Source organism: Verrucomicrobiia bacterium (assembly GCA_035629175.1).
Lineage (GTDB): Bacteria > Verrucomicrobiota > Verrucomicrobiia > Limisphaerales > DASXHY01 > DASXHY01.
Window position 1 is genome coordinate 22,809 of sequence record DASPIL010000096.1, and the last position, 19,403, is coordinate 42,211.

General features: G+C 58.3%; 16 protein-coding genes. 12 read left to right on the forward strand and 4 right to left on the reverse strand.

Annotated elements, in window-relative coordinates; genetic code table 11:
* Window positions 1-181 precede the first annotated feature (181 nt).
* The 5 genes from VEH04_16595 to VEH04_16615 all read left to right on the forward strand — a co-directional run bounded on the left by VEH04_16595 (window position 182) and on the right by VEH04_16615 (window position 8,984).
* Window positions 182-1,873, forward strand: a complete 1,692-nt coding sequence (locus tag VEH04_16595) for a hypothetical protein (protein HYG24398.1) — start codon at window positions 182-184, stop codon at window positions 1,871-1,873.
* A 206-nt stretch (window positions 1,874-2,079) separates the two neighbouring features.
* The gene (locus VEH04_16600) at window positions 2,080-3,447 is read left to right on the forward strand and encodes a sensor histidine kinase (protein HYG24399.1); all 1,368 of its coding nucleotides are present in this window, start codon (window positions 2,080-2,082) and stop codon (window positions 3,445-3,447) included.
* A 5-nt stretch (window positions 3,448-3,452) separates the two neighbouring features.
* Window positions 3,453-4,145, forward strand: a complete 693-nt coding sequence (locus VEH04_16605) for a response regulator transcription factor (GenBank protein HYG24400.1) — start codon at window positions 3,453-3,455, stop codon at window positions 4,143-4,145.
* A 320-nt stretch (window positions 4,146-4,465) separates the two neighbouring features.
* Entirely contained in the window at window positions 4,466-7,951 is a 3,486-nt protein-coding gene (locus VEH04_16610) for a hypothetical protein (GenBank protein ID HYG24401.1), read from the forward strand.
* Window positions 7,952-8,048: 97 nt separating this feature from the next.
* Entirely contained in the window at window positions 8,049-8,984 is a 936-nt protein-coding gene (locus VEH04_16615) for a prepilin-type N-terminal cleavage/methylation domain-containing protein (protein ID HYG24402.1), read from the forward strand.
* Window positions 8,985-9,023: 39 nt separating this feature from the next.
* On the opposite strand, the gene VEH04_16620 is transcribed toward VEH04_16615, so the two are convergent.
* Both VEH04_16620 and VEH04_16625 read right to left on the reverse strand, forming a co-directional pair.
* Window positions 9,024-9,377, reverse strand: a complete 354-nt coding sequence (locus tag VEH04_16620; protein HYG24403.1) for a hypothetical protein — start codon at window positions 9,375-9,377, stop codon at window positions 9,024-9,026.
* Window positions 9,378-9,408: 31 nt separating this feature from the next.
* Complete coding sequence (locus VEH04_16625) at window positions 9,409-9,768, reverse strand: hypothetical protein (protein HYG24404.1); 360 nt, start codon at window positions 9,766-9,768, stop codon at window positions 9,409-9,411.
* 157 nt (window positions 9,769-9,925) lie between these two features.
* Here VEH04_16625 and VEH04_16630 point away from each other — a divergent pair, with 157 nt between their 5' ends.
* From VEH04_16630 to VEH04_16640, 3 genes are all read left to right on the forward strand, one after another.
* Window positions 9,926-10,558, forward strand: a complete 633-nt coding sequence (locus VEH04_16630; GenBank protein ID HYG24405.1) for a hypothetical protein — start codon at window positions 9,926-9,928, stop codon at window positions 10,556-10,558.
* Window positions 10,559-10,756: 198 nt separating this feature from the next.
* The gene (locus VEH04_16635) at window positions 10,757-11,875 is read left to right on the forward strand and encodes an AI-2E family transporter (protein HYG24406.1); all 1,119 of its coding nucleotides are present in this window, start codon (window positions 10,757-10,759) and stop codon (window positions 11,873-11,875) included.
* A 299-nt stretch (window positions 11,876-12,174) separates the two neighbouring features.
* A complete protein-coding gene (locus VEH04_16640) occupies window positions 12,175-12,690 on the forward strand; it encodes a DUF2243 domain-containing protein (GenBank protein HYG24407.1) in 516 nt (171 codons plus the stop codon).
* A gap of 31 nt (window positions 12,691-12,721) precedes the next feature.
* Here the strand turns inward: VEH04_16640 and glk are convergent, their stop codons facing one another.
* Together glk and VEH04_16650 are read right to left on the reverse strand one after the other, a co-directional pair.
* Entirely contained in the window at window positions 12,722-13,708 is a 987-nt protein-coding gene (glk, locus tag VEH04_16645; protein HYG24408.1) for a glucokinase, read from the reverse strand.
* 164 nt (window positions 13,709-13,872) lie between these two features.
* Complete coding sequence (locus tag VEH04_16650; GenBank protein HYG24409.1) at window positions 13,873-14,046, reverse strand: hypothetical protein; 174 nt, start codon at window positions 14,044-14,046, stop codon at window positions 13,873-13,875.
* A 182-nt stretch (window positions 14,047-14,228) separates the two neighbouring features.
* Here VEH04_16650 and VEH04_16655 point away from each other — a divergent pair, with 182 nt between their 5' ends.
* The 4 genes from VEH04_16655 to VEH04_16670 are packed head-to-tail and all read left to right on the forward strand — an operon-like array spanning window position 14,229 to window position 19,193.
* The gene (locus VEH04_16655) at window positions 14,229-15,836 is read left to right on the forward strand and encodes an ATP-binding protein (protein HYG24410.1); all 1,608 of its coding nucleotides are present in this window, start codon (window positions 14,229-14,231) and stop codon (window positions 15,834-15,836) included.
* Between the two features lie 55 nt (window positions 15,837-15,891).
* On the forward strand, window positions 15,892-17,466 hold the full coding sequence (locus VEH04_16660; GenBank protein HYG24411.1) for an ATP-binding protein: 1,575 nt from the start codon (window positions 15,892-15,894) through the stop codon (window positions 17,464-17,466).
* A 1-nt stretch (window position 17,467) separates the two neighbouring features.
* Window positions 17,468-18,652 carry an ATP-binding protein gene (locus VEH04_16665; GenBank protein ID HYG24412.1) on the forward strand — a complete coding sequence of 395 codons (1,185 nt, stop codon included), beginning with the start codon at window positions 17,468-17,470 and terminating at the stop codon, window positions 18,650-18,652.
* Window positions 18,561-19,193: a response regulator transcription factor gene (locus VEH04_16670; GenBank protein HYG24413.1), complete on the forward strand. Its 633-nt coding sequence runs from the start codon at window positions 18,561-18,563 to the stop codon at window positions 19,191-19,193. Before VEH04_16665 ends, VEH04_16670 begins: the two co-directional genes overlap by 92 nt.
* Window positions 19,194-19,403: the final 210 nt, after the last annotated feature.

Sequence of the window (19,403 nt, forward strand, 5' to 3'; positions counted from 1 at the left end):
GAAGAGCACCCTCTCCCCAACCGCTCTCCCGCGCCTGCGTCGCAGGCGAGAGGAGAAAACCAAGACCAGTGGCATGGAGCCGCCGCAGCGCCGCGTGCCGGGAAATTCTCCCTCGCGAAATGAATTGTCATGTTTTACGGTGGGCGCAATCAGCCCGGTCAAAGCCATGAAGTTGCACGTAATGTTTCGCTTAATCTTCTCTCTCGTCATTCTTTCAATCCCATCCGCGATTCCGAGTCGTTCCAATGCGCAGGACTGCGCCTACCTTCCGCCCGGCGGACCGCTTGCATTTGGATTGCTCGAGGTTTCCCGCATGCAGGTCGATTCGCAAGTTGCCGATTCTCCGATCTGGCTCGATGACGGGCGCATTGCTGTTGGAGCGGCGTTGAGCAGCCAGGACGGATATCGTCGAGGCGCCATTTGGATCATGAAACCCTACGCGTCCAGCCTCCACGACATTCAGTCGTTCATCCTGCCGCCGCTTCCCGCGATCAAGCTTGGCACTGGCGGATTCGGACGCGTGCTTGCCTCGAGCGGATCGTGGCTCGCGGCGACGGCCCGTCTTACAAACGATTCCTTCACGGTGTGCCTCTTGCAGGCAACCAACGCCACCGAATGGGCGTTCCGCACGAATCTACTGGGCGATCCGAACGCCTCCGGCGATGCCTTCGGAAGCCAGCAGGATTCGATCGCGATGGACGGGCCCTGGCTCGCCGTGATTCGCTACGAATCATCGGGGCGCGTGCACTTGTATCGCGTCAATGACGAAGGACTTTGGGAGGAGCGCCAGCAGCTTGTGATTCCCGGATTTCAAACGGCAGCAATCAACAGCAGCACCATCGTGAAGATGCATGATCGAACGCTGGCTGTCGGGGTGCCGCAGAATGGAAACAGCAGTTATACGGGAGCAGCGCACCTGTGGCGTCGGGACGTCGCGGGCGTGTGGAATTATGAAACAAACCTTGCGCCTGCTGATCTCGCAGCTGCGGATCGTTTCGGCACGAGCCTCGCCCTGGGACCGGACAAGGTGTTTGTTGGGGCGACGCAGTCGGATATCGTCACCACCAATGCGGGTGCTGCGTTTGTGTTTCATTATACGAACGGTGCATGGGCGGAGGTGACACGGATCGCGCCCACGAATGCCACCACCACGCGTTTCTTCGGCGCGAACCTCGCGTATTCAGATCTCAAGGGTGAATGGCTCGTGGATGCATCGCAGAGCCGGATCAGCATGTTTCAGCCCTCGGGGCAGGGCCATGAATGGCGCATGGTGGCGCAGGGGCGCCCTGGCCGGATATTTGAGAATTGGGAATCACCCGCTGGCGTGGTCAACGATTACAGTTACGACTCCGGCAGCGCGAGCGCCAATTATGTATCAGTTCGGGCCCATCAGGTTCTGTTGGGCTTTTCGTCCATCAGCACGATCATGGAGTTCGGCTGGCACTCCATCATCACGATCCATGTCTCGTCCGATCCGCCGTGTTCGACGCGCCCCATCGGTTACGTACCCATTGGAGCTGTGCGCGACGACGGACACGAGCGTGCCGCCGACGTTGACGGGGACGGCATCAGCGACATCGCGGAAATTTATTTCGGGACCTACGGGCTGACGAACACCGTGTCTGCGGGATTGTCTGCGACAGTGTCGGACAACGTAAGGAAGATTCGATGGCCGCGTGCGGCGGACACGAACCTGTTGATTTCTGCAACGCCGCAATGGAGTTCCAATTTTTTGCAATGGACGCAGGAGGGCATCACGCCCATCAAGGTCGGAACCGAGCCTGAAACCGGGCGGGATGTGATGGAAGTGACGCTGCCTGACTCCAGTTCCGCCTATTTTCGACTGCTGCTCAGTTTGCCGCCTCCCCAGTAGTTCCCAGTACGTACAAATAAGGCAGCAGCAAGGATGCACGCCCTCTACGTCAGGCAGGGATGCCTGACGCCACCCTCGCGTTGAGCCAGCAAAACAAAGCGAAGTGTTGAACTTTGTTCTGGAAAATCATTAGTCTCCATTCCGTGCGCTTCGGTGATCAGGCTTCCAGACTTCCATCGTGCGGCTTCACGTTGCTGTTGTTGGCAATGCTCGCCGTCGCGTTTCCCGCCGTCGGCGCCGTCCTGTGGAGCCATCCCGAAACTGTGCTCGTCTGCGACAACGGCAAGGGCGAGGACATCCTGCACGGCGCCGTCAAGCCGCGCGATCGCAACTCGGCGGGCACGCTTTATTTCCGCATCAAGGTCACGCCGATCTCCGACACGGCCGCGAAAATGATCAAGCCCTTTGAAGCCGGCTTCATGCTGGTGGAGAACGGGGTGGAACATCTCGGCATCGGCAATACGGACGGGGCGATGGCTTTTTCCGCGCTCAACGTTCCCACTGCGCCACGGAAATTCCAGGACTTCAATTCAAGCGTTCCGGATGCTCCGTTTTCCTACGAGTACATGCGGGCCGGCGTTCCGCGCTACATCGTATGGCGGGTGGAATATGTGCCCGGCCAGGACGCCAAAGTTACTGCCTGGCTCAATCCCGATCTTTCCCACGGCATGACTGAGTTCAACCAGCCAACCAACATCGTGGTTCATTTTCAGGCGGACGCGACCTTCGATGAATTTAGGCTGATCCACCGAGGCTATGGCGGTGGATGGAAGTTCAGCCAGATGATGGTGGCAACCTCCTTCGAGGATTTATTGATGCCGCATTTCTGGCAGCGCGGGTGGTTCGTCGGCCTGATGATGGGTGGGCTGCTCTCAGGCGTGGCGGTCGTCGCACGGCTGGGCGAACGGCGCCGGGCACAACGGCAAATCCGGCGGCTCGAACAGGAAAGTGCTGTCGCTGCAGAGCGCGCCCGCATCGCACGCGATATCCATGACGAAGTTGGCGCCAGCCTGACGAAGATTGGCAAGCTGACAGAATTGATGGACTGGAAAAACAAGGGGGAAGCCGACCAGGCGGCATTCACCCGCAGCATTGCCGACACCGCGCGCGAAACGATTCGTGCGATGGACGAAATCGTTTGGGCGATCAATCCAAAGAACGACACCTTGAAGGAGATGGCCGATTATTTCGTTTACTACGCCCAGGAATTTCTTCGTCCGACTGGCATCTCCTGCGAACTGGATGTGCCTCTCGAAGTTCCTGTCATTCCGCTGACAGCCGAGGTGCGCCATCATTTGTTCATGGTAGTGAAGGAGGCGTTGCACAATGCGGTGAAGCATGCTGCACCGCGCCGCATCAAGCTTGCGCTCGAATTTCCCGCAAGGAATCGTTTGTCGATCGTTGTGAGCGACGATGGGTGCGGGTTCCGTCCAGACCAGGCTGCCGCAGTCGGAAATGGACTGGAGAATATGGACCGCAGAATGCGCGACCTCGGCGGGGGCTTGCAGGTGTGCAGCCAGTTGAATCAAGGCACCACCGTAACGCTGCAGCTGTCACTGGCGTCAGCCCCTTAATCACCATGAATCGAAACGACAATCGTCAGCAACCCGCGCTCGTTGGCGTGGTGATCATCGAGGATGGCGCGTGGATGCGGGAGAACCTCGAGCTCGAAATCAATCGCAGCGAAGGGTTGCGTTGCCTCAAGTCGTATCGAACCGCGGAACAGGCGCTGCGCGGAATTGTCGACGACCAGCCTGACGTGGTGATCGTTGATATCAATCTGCCGGGCATGGACGGGGTGGAGTGTGTGCGGCATTTGAAGAGCATCGTTCCCAAGGCTCAGTGCCTGATGCTCACCGTTTATGAAGAGAGCGAAAAGATTTTCAATTCGCTGCTCGCGGGCGCCAGCGGTTACCTGCTCAAGCGCAGCACGACCCAGGAACTCGTTGAAGCCATTCGCCAGGTTCGGGAGGGCGGCTCTCCGATGTCGAGCAGCATTGCGCGAAAAATCGTCGCTCACTTTCACCAGGCTGGAGAAAACAGATCGGACGTCGGCGAGCTTTCGCCACGGGAGCAGCAGGTTTTGGATCTCATGGCGAAGGGGGCATCGTCCAAGGAAATTGCGAGCTTGCTGTCTTTGAGCATTGAAACGATCCGGATGAACGTGAAGCACATTTATGCGAAGCTGCATGTTCATTCGCGCGGCGAGGCGACCGCCAAATACCTTGGACAATTCCCGCTCGGATTTTCGAAGGCGGCAAAACCAAAGTAGATCGCTTTCGAAACGGGGTTCCGCTGCGTGCGCGGGGGAGGCCAATGGCTAAGTCGGCGCTCGTGCCTGATTTGGAGCGCCGACTTTCAGTTGGCTTACGGCTTCAACGGGACCTTCGGAAGATTTCGATCCCTCGCTCAAAACGGTTTGTTCCGCGCTGATGCGCGGTGACGACGCAGCCCGCCATCCCTCCCGGCGGATCAACCTGAATACCCCTGATTGCGGGTATTGTTGAAACGCGCGCGGTAATTACTCTCCTTCGCTGTAGTCACGCTTGCACGCGGCGGCACACAACAACAACACCCAGCTACATCAGTCTTATGAAAAACCGCTTACACCAAATGAACTCACCTGGTTTGTGGGGAAAGATTCTGAGCCCGGTCCTGCGGGTGTGCGCGCTCCTCGTGCTGGTGGCGCAACCCAGCTCCGGCCAGACAACCAACGCCTTTGATGCCGCAAACGATCCCGCGTACGTTGGGTCCTTCGAAACCGGTCTGAATGGCGGGTTTGGATTCGGCCCCTGGACAGTTTCTGTTTCCGGCAATGGCGGCGCGTTCATCCAGAACAACGGCCCCAGCGGCAGTTCCTTCGATTTGTGGAACGAGTCGATCAACAGCCGAACCGTGGCAGTGAGGCCGTTCACTTCGCCGATGACGGCAGGGCAGGCGTTTTCGTTCCAGCGGCGATTGAATGGACTTGCGGGGTCGCCAAACACGAACGCAGTGATCCTGCAGGATGCGAGTGGCAACACGATTTTTAGTTTCTGGCATGTCGGGGGTGACAACGACAACGGCCATTTCACGGATGCGGGAACAACCGACGGAGTGGCAACCGGCTTTGGATACAATTTCCAGCAGTTCAACAGCTATTCATTCAAGCTGACGTCGCCGACAACGTATCTCTTCCGCAATCTGACGACGGGCGCATCGTTCACGGGGACCGTTTCCGGATCTATTGCACGGGTCGCCTTCTACCGCGGCAACGGGACGACGACGTCGGGAGGCGGCCAGGATTTTCAATTCGACATGCTCCAGCTGGTCTCCGATCCCGTGACTTTCGCCGGACATTCCCCAGCCGACCGCTCCTTCAGCGGCGTTCGCACCAATATCACTGTTCAGGCGGTGGATGGCGCTGTTGCAGTTAATACCAACAGCATTGCGATGACAGTCGACGGCGCGAGCGTTACACCAGTGATCAAGCAGACAACAGGGATTACCACGATCAGTTACACGCCCGCTTCGCCCCTCAGCGCCGGAACACTGCATACCGCGAGGGTGGTCGTGGCGGACAACAACGGCACTCTTTTCACGAATGCCTGGAGCTTCACCACGGGCTTTGCTTCGCTGCCAGCGGTACTCGCTGGTCCAGTCGCTACCAGCAACGGGGTGGATGTAGTGATCTTCAATGCGGCGGGCAACCCTTGGATCGGAACGAATTACGATTCCACCTCCAGCCGGACGCTCTTTTCGCGGATCAGCATGGTTTTCCACAACACGGCCGACGAGCCGGGCAACGGCGGGGGAGGATGCTATGGCGGGCTTCACTTTTTCAACGGCAACACCGAGCGATTGCTGACTGGCGAAACCTGGATTCGGACGACGTGGAGCGTCGATACCAAGAACGGCGGCGGCATCTCAGGTGAACCGGAATTGATTCCCAGCACCACTGTCATCGCGGGTGAATGGCACACGCTGGTGACGCGCGTCGATTACACGCCGGGTGGTAATGCGACCGCCAAAATCTGGCTCGACCCTGATTTCACCCAGACAGAAGCCGATCAGCCCAACCCGCCCCTCATCGTTTCCATCAACAACACGTTCGACAACATTCGGTTCCGATGTGGAAACGCTCCATCCAGCGCTGAAGCCACGAACATCATCATCGCGACGCTGGGAACGGATGTTGGCTTTGCTGTTCCCGCCAACGTGACGTTCCAGGGGATTATTCCTGTGAACGGATCGGCAAGTATTCCAGCAACAACCCCGATTGGGGCACAGGTTGTAATGGGTGGTGCGCCGATCACGGGTATCACGCTGAAAGTAAATGGCGTCACGGTTTCCCCGGCCTTGAGCACGAATTCCGGCATCATCACGGTAAGCTATCAGCCGGGTGCGCCTCTGGCCGCGGGCACACTGCAGATGGTAGAACTCGTGGTAACCGACAACAATGGAGGGGTGTTCACGAATCCGTGGAGCTTCACCACCGGTTATCCTTCCTTGCCGGTAACTGTTGCGGGACCCATCACCACGGGTGGAGGCAATGATTACACGCTCTTCTCCGCAGCTGGCGATGCCTGGGTGGGTTCCAATTACAACACAAATTCCGGTTCGATCCTTTACACGCGTTACAGCATGGTCTTCAACGACCTGAACAACGAAGGCGGCAGCGGCGGAGGATATGGCGGTTTGCATTTCATGCAGGACAACGACCAGAGGCTCATTGCCGGCAACGCCTGGGTCTCGCTTAATTGGAGTCTCGATGCAGCTGCAGCCCAGCAGGACCTTTTCCCGCTCACCTTTGTGAATCTCGGCGAATGGCACACCATTGTTGTGCGCACGGAATACCTGCCGGGGACGAACGACGTTGTGAAAGTCTGGCTCGATCCGGACTTCACGCATACTGAAGCCAACCAGCCAAACCCGCCTGTCGTGCTCGAAATCAATAACAGCTTCAACAATATCCGGCTTCGCTGCGGCGACGGAACGGCCAGCGCCACCTGGAGCAATATCATCATGGCTGCGACAGCAACTGGCGTGGGCTTTCCGCCTTGGGTCGATGTGGTGTTCGATAACCAGTTCCCTGCGGATGCCGCAACTGCGGCTGCGGTCGGAACTTCAATCAGCGTGCGCGCGATTCCCGGCAGTTCCGGAATCAAAACGAGCACCATAAGCATGACCATCGATGGCAATCCCGTGACGCCGAGTTTCAGCGTCAACACGAACGGGAATGTCATCATCAACTACCAGCCGGCCGCCGCATTCGAGGCAAATTCGAGCCATTTCGTGACTGTCAGCCTGACGGACTCAAATGACGCGCCCTATTCCGCCAGTTGGTCCTTCACGGTGGATGCGTTTCCAGCATTGCCCGTCACTCTTGAAGGGCAACTGGATGTTTTCGGCGGCGGCGGCGGCATCATCATCTACAGCAATCTGAACGGCTGGATCGATGGCAATTACCAGAATACATCGACAAAAACGCTCTACGCTCGTTTCAGAATGACGTTCCTGGACCTGAATAATGAAACAGGCAACGGTGGGGGATTTGGAGGACTTCAGTTCTTCGAAGGGAATGCCGAACGGCTGATCATTGGCAACGCGTGGGCATCGGTCAATTGGAGTCTCGACGCCTCGGGCAACCAGGTGGATCTCGTTCCTCAACTTGCGGTTGCGCTGGGGGAATGGCATACGCTGGTCGTGCGAATCGACTTCAAGGCTGGCTCGAACGACGAGATCAAAGTCTGGCTCGATCCGGACTTCAACCGCAGCGAAGGCGCCCAGCTTCAGCCTGCGACGTCTCTCACGGCCAACAGCACCTTTGACAACATCCGTCTTCGTTGCGGCAATGGCAGCGCCTACGCGCAGTTCGACAGCATCATGTTCGCTGCAACGGCAGCAGGGATCGGATTCGCGGCTCCCGGTGTGCAGGCTGCCCTGACCATTCAGAACAACCAGTTGTCCTGGACGGGCACGGGTATCCTGGAGCAGGCACCAGCGCTGACCGGGCCCTGGACGGACGCCTCGACGCAAACCAATCCGCAGGTTTTCAACGCAACGAATACAGCGACGTTTTATCGGTTGCGGCAATAGCAGGTGGTTGGTGGTTCGATCCCACGGTGGCGGGGCGCAAGCCCTGCCACCTGTTCGAAACCACTCGCTGCAGCGAGCAGCAGCCTACGACAGCATCATGAATCCAATCTCGAAAGATAAATGTGACTTTTTCTCTGGGCGCCGCAACTGTTCGGTACGTTGGATACACCGCAGCGGTTTCACTCTGATTGAACTGCTCGTGGTCATTGCAATCATTGCAATCCTGGCGGCAATGCTTCTTCCCGCGTTGAGCAAGGCAAAGAGAAAAACGCAGCAAGCCAATTGCCTCAGCAACCAAAAGCAACTTTCCCTGGCGTGGGTCATGTATGCGTCCGACAATTCCGACCGTGTGGTGGGATTCAGCACCGATCCGGGTGCCGCCACGCCGAATTGGCGCGTCCAAGCCGACAGGGTGCCTGACCCCGCGCCGGCGGACGTGACGGGCAACGCGCTCGTTGTCTGGAAAGTTGAGCGCGGTTATCGAAACGGTCCCCTTTACCCCTATGCGCCGAATCCCGGCATCATGCATTGCCCGGGTGACATCCGCGCCACGATTCCGAATCACTTTGCATGGACGAGTTATTCCGGAGTCAACGGTTTCGCGAATGGCGACACGGCCTACGAGAACCTTCCCGGATTCATCATGAAACAGTCGCAGGTGTTGCATCCAAGTGACCGGTTTCTCTGGGTGGAGGAATCCGATTCACAACAGATCACGGTTGGCGGCCAGCTATGCGGAGAAAACGTCCGCACGTGGGACATGACGGTGGGAAATCCGGCAATCAATTTCGTCAACGCCCGATGGGGAGATTCCCCCGCGGCGTTTCATGGGCGAAGCAGCACGTTTAGTTTCGCCGACGGCCACACCGAGGCGCATAAGTGGGTGAGTGATGCGGTGATCAGGTTCGCCAACAGCATGAACCCCCGCAAATTCACGATCACCGGTGGCGCTGAAGGATCCGCAGCCCAGGCCAATGCGAAGGAGGATCTATACTACGTGGCCAGTCATAACCCGACGGTCCTCAATCCGTAGGATTCAAACGGGAGGGCAGGGTTGCCGGTTCGCGGACTGTCACGGCGGAGACTTGACTGGCAGGTGATCGTTGAATGTCACGGAAACGCGCTTGCCGCCCAGGCGCGTTATGACAATTCCCGCCTGCTCCAGAAACGCTGTCTCAATGAGCTTCAATGTGTCTTCCCGCGTCGACATGGAAGAAGAACGCGCTGTGATTGCACGGTAGTGCAGTTTCACGTCCGAAGATTCTATCATCTCACACCGTGAAAGGTCCTTGTAGATCGTCAGGACCTGTTCGGCCGGAACGTTCTTGAGCTCGACCATGCCAGCAGGCGGCTCCGCAGCGAACGCTGCGAAAGTGACAACTGCGACAGCGGTCGTTGCAACGATCCATTGATCGGGTTTTTTCATATTTCAACCATCGCGTTTGTAATTAATCCAATCAAAGCGCCTCGACGGCTTGAATCAGCTTCTTGAACACGAGCGTTCGGGGCGCCCGCGTGTAGTGGAACGCCGAAAGGATGTTGAAGCCGATGTCCTTGGCCTGGTCGGGGATGACGCGAATCACGCGACCAATGCCGTGCCGATCGCATAGTTCCATGGTTGCACCAATTGGCCGCGCGCATTCCGGTTCGATGGATTCCGCACGTTCCAGATCCGTGATCAGTGTGAAGCCGGGGGTGAAATCCTTGATCACCTCGCGCAGATCGCCCTCGCCATTCTGCAGCTCAGCCATCGTCACACGCCCCGCGAAGATCAGGTGCAAGATCTGCCGGGGCTTGTTTGCGGTCACCAAATACATTTGAAATAAGCTGCATCACTTCGGGGTTCGCGTCAGCATCGAATCCGTGGGCGCCCGCATGATTTTCCTGACGCGATTCCAAGTCGCATCCCGCGCCAGACGGGACGCCGTGAGGCAAAAATTTGAATCAATAACGGGGAGAAGGTGTCCGAGGAATATGAACTCGACCTCCTTCGCATCGATCATGGTCTTGGCAGCGTTCCTAAGTTTTGTCCTTGCGCCGCGCGTGAGTTTGAACGCTGCGGAAATTCATGCTGACACTGCCGTGCAACCCGACGATCGCGACAGGCAGGTTCTTCAAGCGGCGTTGCTCCACGTTCTGGCGGACCCCAAATTCAATCTGACGCGGTCCACGAATGCTAATGCTGTTTTCCTCAACGTCAGGAACCCGGACAAGACGGGGATGTTGCGGCCCGGGCAAATGGCGCAGGACATCGGTGAAGGTCGTACGATCCCGTCTTTCATCCAGACAAACTTGCTGAGCCGAAACCAAAAGCCTGGCAGCACCTACGACTCCGTGCCGGTTTCGTTTGCTGAATTGAAGTTCGATCCGAAAATCGTCGTGGCGGATATTTCGTCGGAGTCGAAGAAATGGCCGTTTGCGAAGGCGCATCCATCGGCACGTGGATGGTTTGAAGCGTGGCTGCCAGGTTATTCTGAAGACGGCAAGCAGGCAGTCGTCCGATCCTGGGTCGGACCTTCACCGCATGGCGCGATGGCGACTATTTTCCTGGAGAAAGAGCAGGGCGGGTGGGTGGTCAAGTGGCATCATATCGCACACTTCGCCTAGTTTGTTTTCTAGGTTGCATCCGTACGGCCTGAGCCTGGACCGAAGGACCCGTAGGCCAGTGCGGACCTGGCACGGCGTTGATGCTGAGGCAGTGCGATCGATGTGCGAGCCACCCGTTTGGATTCTAGGGCATCACCCCAATGGCACTTGCCGTTCACTCGCGGTAACTAAGTGCGGCTCGCGCGCGGCTTGGCACGCATGACTCAACCCAATGAAAACGCCGGACCGGCATCAGAGCAGGAAAGCTTCTGGTCGAGGAACCAGCTTTCTGCAGTCGTCCTCCTGGCCGCAACAATCCTGCTCCTGATCGGATGTTTCCTCGTCACCAAACCGTTTCTTCCAGCGCTCGCGTGGGCCGTCGCGCTCGCGATCATTGGAGAGCCGGCATACCGATGGATCAAAAAGCACGTTCGAAAGCCAGGACTCGCAGCGGCGCTCTCTGTCGTGCTGGTGTCGCTCGTGATCGCAGCTCCGGTCGCGCTCATGCTGCAGGCAGTGATCAGCAAGGCATCATCCACCGTGCGATCGCTGCAATCGGGCGAATTGCAGAAGTCGATCGAGAAAGCCGCGGAGTCCAATCCGCGCTTCGGCCAGGCGTGGGATTGGGTGAAGAAGGAGGGCGGGGCGAAAGCCATTCTCGAACAGGCAGCGCCTGCCGGGAATGCCGTAGTGAAGCCGACTGTCGGAGGAACGATCTGGAGCCTGGTGACGTTCCTGATCACGTTGTTCATGCTGTTTTATTTCTGGCGCGACCGCTCGGTGTTCATCGATTACATCCGGGATTTCCTGCCGCTGACGGACCGCGAAACCAACCAGGTGTTCAATCGCTTCAGGGACACGGTGCACGCCAGCATTTACGGAACCCTCGTGGTGGCAACGTTGCAAGGCGTGCTGGGAGGCTTGATGTTTTGGTGGCTGGGCTTGCCCGCTCCGTTGTTGTGGGGCTTTGCGATGGGCCTGCTCTCCGTGATTCCAGTGCTGGGCGCCTTTGTAATCTGGATTCCCGCGGCCGTGTTCCTCGCGGTGCAGGGCGATTGGACGAAGGCAGTGATCCTGACTGTTTGGGGAACGGTCGTGGTGGGATTGATCGACAACCTTCTGTATCCCGTTCTGGTCGGAAAAAAACTCCGACTGCACACTGTGCCCGTGTTTATCGGCATCGTTGGCGGCCTGATGGTTTTCGGCGCCGCCGGCCTGGTCCTCGGACCCGTGCTTCTCGCGCTCACAGATGCCGTGTTGTGCATCTGGCGCAGTCGAACTGCGAACGGAAAGACTGCTGATGCAGTTACCAACGCGACCGCTGCCAGGAAGGCCTGATGACTCTCCTGAAGCCGGTGCGGGTAACACCCAAGTTGGGATTGGCGGCTTTGCTGTGAAGTTTTGCAGGTGAAGGCATTTCCCGTTATGCAGCGATGGATTTGCATCGCCGTCCTTGGAGCCAGCCTTGCATCCGCTCAAGCGTGTCCCGTCTGCCAAACGGGCACAGGCCAGGAGGTTAGGGCGAAAATATTTGGAGGGAGCTTCGCCTTGAATGCCCTGGCGCTGATGTCGCCGGTTCCGGTGCTCCTGGTTGCGGCATATGCCATTTCCCATTGGCTCGGAAGGGACGATTCGAAATGAACACAACGACTTCAGGATTCAAGCCGCTTATTCGTTCGGGAATCTTCCTCGGCATTGGGCTGGGCGGGTTCTTTGACGGGATCGTATTTCATCAATTGCTCCAGCTTCACAGCATGATGACGGCACGGCTTCCGAAGGACACCGTCGCCAATGTTGAAGTGAACATGTTCTGGGACGGATTGTTTCACGCGTTCACCTGGACGATGTCCGTGATCGGGCTGATCCTGCTGTGGCGCGCTGTGACCAGGCACCGCGTGCCGCTTTCGACAAAATGTTTTGTGGGTTCGATGTTGCTCGGATGGGGCCTGTTTAATTTCATCGAAGGATTGATCGACCATCACATTCTTCACCTGCATCACGTGGTGGAGCGGTTGGGCGTTTCGGTCTTTGACTACGCTTTCCTGGGTTCAGGCGTGATTCTGATCCTGGTGGGATGGGCGATGGTTCGGACCGGAAAGAAAGATGAGAATCTCCTCGCAGCAGCTCATGCCACGCGCGCGGGCGCGCATTAACGCAGGGCCCTGGCCGAGGATGTGACCACGCTCAGAGAAGGCCCGAGCGCGTTGCCGCATGGCGCGCAGCGCCGATCAGCGCCGCCTTGTCGTTCAAGATCACGCGCACCGGAATTGCCCCGAGCAAATCTTTCATCCGCCCCTGGCCGATGAAGCTCCGCAAAAACGATCCATCCTGAAGTTTCGCCGCGATCTTTGGAGCGATGCCGCCGCCGAGATAAAGCCCCCCCGTCGCCAGGAATTTCAGGGAAAGATTTGCAGCTTCGGCGCCATAATAACCAACGAACAGGTCGAGGGTTTGAACGCAGAGCGGACAGGTCTGCGCGAGGCCCGCCTTGGTGATTGCGACGGCGGGATCGACGCGCCGGAATTCTTCAGTCAGCCAGCCGGGTTCCTCACCATGGCCGCTGTCGCGCAGGAATTGATATACGTGGTAAAAGCCGGGTCCCGATAACACGTGCTCCCAGCTGGGTTGAACAAAGCGTTCGCGGAGGTAAGCCAGCAGTTCAGCGTCGAGATCCGTCCGCGGAGCGAAATCGGCATGCCCGCCTTCGGATGCGATCGCAATATATTCAGATCCGGTCCAGAGCAGCGCCGCCTGTCCCAGCCCCGTTCCCGCGGAGATGATCGCGAGATTGCCATTGCGCGCGGGACTTCCCGCATTGAGCACGATGACCTCGCCGGGTTCCAGGGTGCTGATGCCGTAAGCATTCGCTTGCAGGTCGTTCAGGAGGAAAACGCGGTCGAGCTTCAGTTCGCGCTGCAGTTCCTCAGCATCGACGATCCATGAAAGGTTGGTCAGTTGAGCGCGGCCGTCGCGGATGGGTCCAGCAACTCCGAACGCGCCGATGCGAACTGGCACCGAGTGATCAGAGGTGAAGCGTTGAATGATGGCGCAAAGGCTGTCGTGGTCGCGGCTGCGGTAAGTCGCCTCCGGGCCGCGGACCAGTTGACCGCCTTCCACGTTGAACCAGGCGAGGTTGACTTTGGTTCCGCCGATGTCGCCAGCGAGGATCATGGGCGGAAAATGTCCGGACGGGCCGGGAATCACAAGGGAGATGTTTCCCCGGCCCGTGCTCCGATCGCGGAAGGCGCTCGGCCAGCGTAAGCCTCACACATGTGAGCCGTGGAACCTGCCTGTGCGCGACTCAGTCCCAATGCTCAATCCCGCTTGCGCGATGTTTAACTCCCGGAGGAACGATCGCGATCCGCCGTTCGGTCGGCATATTCGTCGTGGAGGACTTCGCCATCAGTGCGCACGCCTGCATTGGCGCGATTGCGAACGGCGAGGTAGAACGTCACGGCAGCGATCACAAAGACCGCAAGAACTGGAATGACCCATTCATAGAAAAACATAGTGCCTCCTTCTCGTGTTCACTGGTTGGCGGATGCTGCGCGGGCAAGCTGTCCATGCTGGAACAGGAGCCCGGAGGTCCGGGCGTGCCTTGGTATTGCGTGCCCTTGTTGGTTTCATAAAGCAATGGCTCAAGCTAGCACACGTTGCGATTCGCAACATCGGGTTTTAACCGCAGCTGCCAGTGGGCGGCGCAACGCTGCGCACTGTTTTGCAGGCGCTTGCAGAGTTCACCCTATTCGATGCGCCCACAGGGACAGCTACTCTGGGCGATATCAAAAGCCCGCTGGTCATAAAAAAGGAAATCCGCGTTTTGATGATTGAGGACACGGCTCCTGATGTGTTGCTGATCAATCACGAACTGCGGAAGGCGGGGCTGCGTTTTCGTTCCCGGCGCGTTGAGACGCGCGATTCCTTCCTGCACGAACTGGAACATCATACCCCCGACGTCATCCTTTCCGACCATGGCGTGCCCGGGTTTGACGGCTTCGCGGCGCTTGCTGAAGCGAGGGATCGTTGCCCCGACGTGCCTTTCATATTCGTATCGGGCGGCCCGGACGGGCGCACAGTGGAGGAAACGTTGAAGAGCGGGGCGGATGATTACGTTCTGAAACAGAATCTTCATCTGCTGGCGCCCGCGATCGAACGCGTGCTGCGCGATGCTGATACGCGCGCACGGCATCGGCAGCTCGAATCCGCCTTGCTGGATGCGGAGGAACATTTGCGGTTGGTATCGGCGGAACTCAAGGAATACTCGGCTTTCATGCTTGATAGGGACGGCCGGGTGGCGACCTGGAATCCGGGCGCGGAACAAATGCTCGGCTTCGAGCCCAACGAAATCCTTGGCGAACATTACAGCCGTTTGTTTCCACCCGAATCGCGAACCGAGGGACGTCCGGCGTTCCTGCTTGAAGAGGCGCAGCGGAAAGATCGCGGGGAAGAAAGCGGGAAGCGATGCCGCAAGAACGGGGAATCATTCTCCGCCAGCCATGCCGTGGTGGTGGTGCGCAGCGAAGGCGGCCAGCTGCGCGGCTTCCTGTCCATCGTTCGAGACCTGTCTCCCCGGGCGGCTGCCACCGAACCCGGAATGGAGGATTTGGACCGCAGTGATGCGGACGCGAAATACAAGGAACTCGAGACGTTCACCCATAGTGTCGCTGCCGACCTGCGCATGCCGTTGCGGCACATCGAAAGTTTTTCGGAGGTTTTGCTGAAGACCGCCACAGACCGGCTTGACGGGAAAAGCTGCAGCTATTTGAAATCCATTTCCCAGGCGGCGCACAAGATGAGCAAACTCATCGACGACCTGTTTACGTTCTCGCGCATTGGCCAGACGGACATGTATCGGCTGCACCTGAGCCTGGCTGATATCGTGAAGGAGGTGATTCACGATCTACGGCCCGAGTGGGAGGGGCGGAGTGTGGAATGGAAGATCCATGACCTTCCAGAAGTGGAGGGCGATCCCGTGATGCTTTGGCTGGTGCTCACCAACCTGGTGTCCAATGCGCTGAAGTTCACGCGTCCGCGGGAGACGGCGGTCATAGAGATCAGCGCGACGCGCGGGAAATCTGAAACGGAAGTGTGCGTGCGCGACAACGGCGTTGGGTTCGATCCGCAGCGGGCGCAGAAGTTGTTCCAGGTTTTTGAACGTCTGCACGGCAATGAGTTTGAAGGCACGGGAGTGGGGCTGGTGAACGTCCGCCGGATCGTTGAGCGCCATGGCGGGCGCGTCTGGGCACACGCACGCGAATCAGAGGGGGCGGCGTTCTATTTTTCGCTGCCGGGCGCGTAGACTTGGGGTATTGCCCTACTTCGTATGCAGCGGATATGAAATAAGCTCGAGGCGAGTGTTGATTTCAACCAAACAAAAACTTCGCATATTGATGCTGGAGGACGAGGTGCGGGATGCTGAACTGGTTCGGAACACCCTCAAGCAGAGCGGGTTTAATTTCCAGTTCAAGCGTGTGGAGACGGAGGAGGAATTCCTCGGGGCGCTCGAAGCATTCCGGCCTTCGCTGATCCTTTCGGACCACGGACTGCTGGCGTTCGACGGGTTTGCAGCCCTCGAACTCGCGCGTAAGCGATCACCCGAGGCGCCTTTCATTTTCGTGACGGGCTCGCTCGGCGAGGAAATGGCCATCAAAGCCCTGAAGAGTGGCGCGACGGATTTCGTCCTGAAACATCACCTGACAACCCTGCCTCCCGCGGTGCATCGCGCGCTGCGACAGGAGGAGGCCAAGGCGGAAAGGCGGCGTGCAGAGGAGGCGCTGCAGTCGAGCGAGGAGCGATACCGCAACCTGGTCGAGATTTCACCTGACGCGCTGTTTGTGGCACGGGCAGGAAAGATCGTCTTTGTGAACAGCGCGGGCCTCAAGCTGTTTGACGGCAACGATCCAACACTTGTGGTGGGCAGGCAGGCGGTTGAATTGTTCCATCCCGATGAACGGGACGCGGTGCGGGCACGGCTGGAACAGGTTGTGCGCGAGCAGCGCCCCATTTCGTTCACCGAGCATCGAGCCTTGCGGGTCGATGGGACGATCCGTTCCGTCGAGATGGCGGCGGCCCCTCTGACGTTTGAAGGCAAGCCTGCGGCGCAGGTGATCGTTCACGATATCACGGAGCGGAAGCTGGCGGAGGAGGAGATTCGCCGGCTCAACAGCGAACTGGAGCAGCGGGTGATCGAGCGGACGGCGGAACTGGAGGAGGCGAATGGGGAGCTGGAAGCGTTCAGTTATTCGGTGTCGCACGACCTGCGTGCTCCGTTGCGGCACATTGAGGGATTTGTCGAGATTCTGAAGGTAACCAAGAGCGCCACGCTGGATGACGAAGCGACAGCGCACCTGCAAACCATCTCGGATGCCGCGCGGCAAATGGGCCGCCTGATCGATGACCTGCTGACCTTTTCGCGCACGGCGCGCGCGGAACTGCGGAAGTCGCGCATCAATTTGAACGACATCGTTTCCACCGTGCGCCGCGAATTGACGCTCGACACAGCTGACCGGGACCTTCAATGGAAGATTGCCCAGTTGCCGATGGCTGAAGGCGATGCGAACCTGATCCATCAAGTGTTTGCCAACCTGATTTGCAACGCGCTGAAATACACCCGCCCGCGCAAGCCGGCGCGAATTGAAATTGGTTCGCGCACGACCGCCAAGGAACTGATTGTGTTCGTAAAGGATAATGGCGTCGGTTTCGATGTGCGTTACGCACACAAGTTGTTTGGGGTGTTCCAGCGGCTGCATCGGGCGAGTGATTTTGAAGGAACGGGAATTGGCCTCGCGAACGTGCGGCGGATCATCCATCGTCACGGCGGCCGCACGTGGGCCGAGGGTGAAATCGACAAGGGCGCGACGTTTTATTTCACGCTGCCGCGGAATCCGGATCGGCTGCGAAAGGAAATCCCGGCCGCGTTTTCGGAATAGAGTGAAGAAAGAGATTCACATCCTGATGCTGGAAGACAGTCCAGCCGATGCCGAGCTGGCGAAGCACACGCTCCGCCAGGGTGGGTTGCAATACTCCGCCGTGCGAGTGGAACGGGAGGATGATTACATCCGCGAAATCCAGAACAATCCGCCCGACTTGATTTTATCGGATTACGCGCTGCCTGGTTTTGATGGGTACGCGGCGCTGCAGATCGCCAAGAAGTTGTGCCCAGAAACGCCGTTTATCTTTCTGACGGGCACGATGGGTGAGGAGGTCGCGATCGAAACGTTGAAGAACGGCGCCACTGATTACGTGTTGAAGCATCGCATGGTGCGCCTGGTGCCGTCCGTCAACCGTGCGCTGCGTGAAGCGCGCGAACGTCTGGAGCGGAAGCGTGCGGAAAAGCAGTTGCGGGAGTCGCATGAGCAATTGCGCGCTCTTTCGGTATACCTGCAGCGCGTGCGCGAGGAGGAACGGACGCGCATTGCACGCGAAGTGCACGATGAACTCGGCCAGGCGCTGACCAGCTGCAAGCTGGACTTGTCACTCATAGCCAGCCGCCTGCCGAAAAACCTGAAGACACTGACGGAAAAGGCGCGCGCGCTTTCGGCGCATATTGATTCCACGATTCACACCGTCCGCCGGATTGCGAGCGAGCTGCGGCCGGGAATCCTGGATCATCTCGGTTTGGTGGCGGCGCTGGAATGGCAGGCAACGGAATTTCAGAATCGCACGGGCATTCGTTGTGATCTCCACACAAGGCTGCAGGACGCGGTTTTGGATTCGAATGTGGCGACGACCTTCTTCCGGATTTTTCAGGAGACGCTGACGAATGTAATTAGACATGCGGGTGCAACGCAGGTATCGGTTCATTTGAAAGCGGAACCCGGCCGCATTATCATGGACGTGAAAGACAACGGCCGCGGAATCGAGCCTGAGGAAATCTCGAACACGCGGTCGCTGGGATTGTTGGGAATGAAGGAACGGGCGGCGTTGCTCGGCGGGGAATTCCGGATAGGCCCAGTCCGGCATGGACATGGCACCCGGGTGACGGTGACATTGCCGGTGGCGGAAACCAGTCCTGAAGCAGTACATGAAGATCCTGTTGACAGACGATCACGCGGTGGTGCGGCACGGCCTGAAACAAATTCTCGCAGAAGAGTTCAAAAAGGCCACGTTCGGTGAAGCCCGGAACGCGCAGGAAGCCCTCTCCAAAATCTTTAAGGAGGAGTGGGATGTGGTGGTGCTCGACATCACCATGCCGGGCCGCAGCGGGCTGGAAGTGCTGCGCGAAATAAAGAAGTTCAAACCGAAACTTCCAGTGCTCGTGCTGAGCATGCATCCCGAGGGTCAATTCGCAGTGCGTGTTCTCAAACGCGGTGCGTCGGGCTATATGACCAAGGAAAGCGCACCTGATGAACTTGTCGGCGCCATCAAGAAGGTGCTGGCAGGCGGGCGCTATGTCAGCAACTCGCTGGCGGAAAAACTCGCCACCTATCTTTCGGGCGGCGATGGCCAGAAACCGCCTCAGGAGAAGTTGTCTGATCGCGAATTTCAGGTGTTGCGCCTGATTGCGTCGGGAAAAATTGTCAGCGAGATAGCAAAAGAACTTTCCCTCAGCGTGAAAACCATCAGCACCTATCGTTCACGCATCCTCGAAAAAATGGGAATGAAGAACAACGCGGAGCTGATGCACTACGCGATGCAACATCAATTGGTGGAGTAGCCTGGCGCTGGTTTTCTACCGGCGATGGAGCACCGGCGTGCAGTCGGATTAAGGCTCAACTCTGTCCGGCTCGCCGAATCGTGCGGCGCTGGTTGTCCTGCACCGATTGCCTTTTTTGATCCTCATAGGGCCGACTGAAAGTCGGCGCTCCGGTGGCTCGGAGAACTGCGCGACGAGGTGAAAACCGCTTGCTGCCTTAATGCCGTCCAT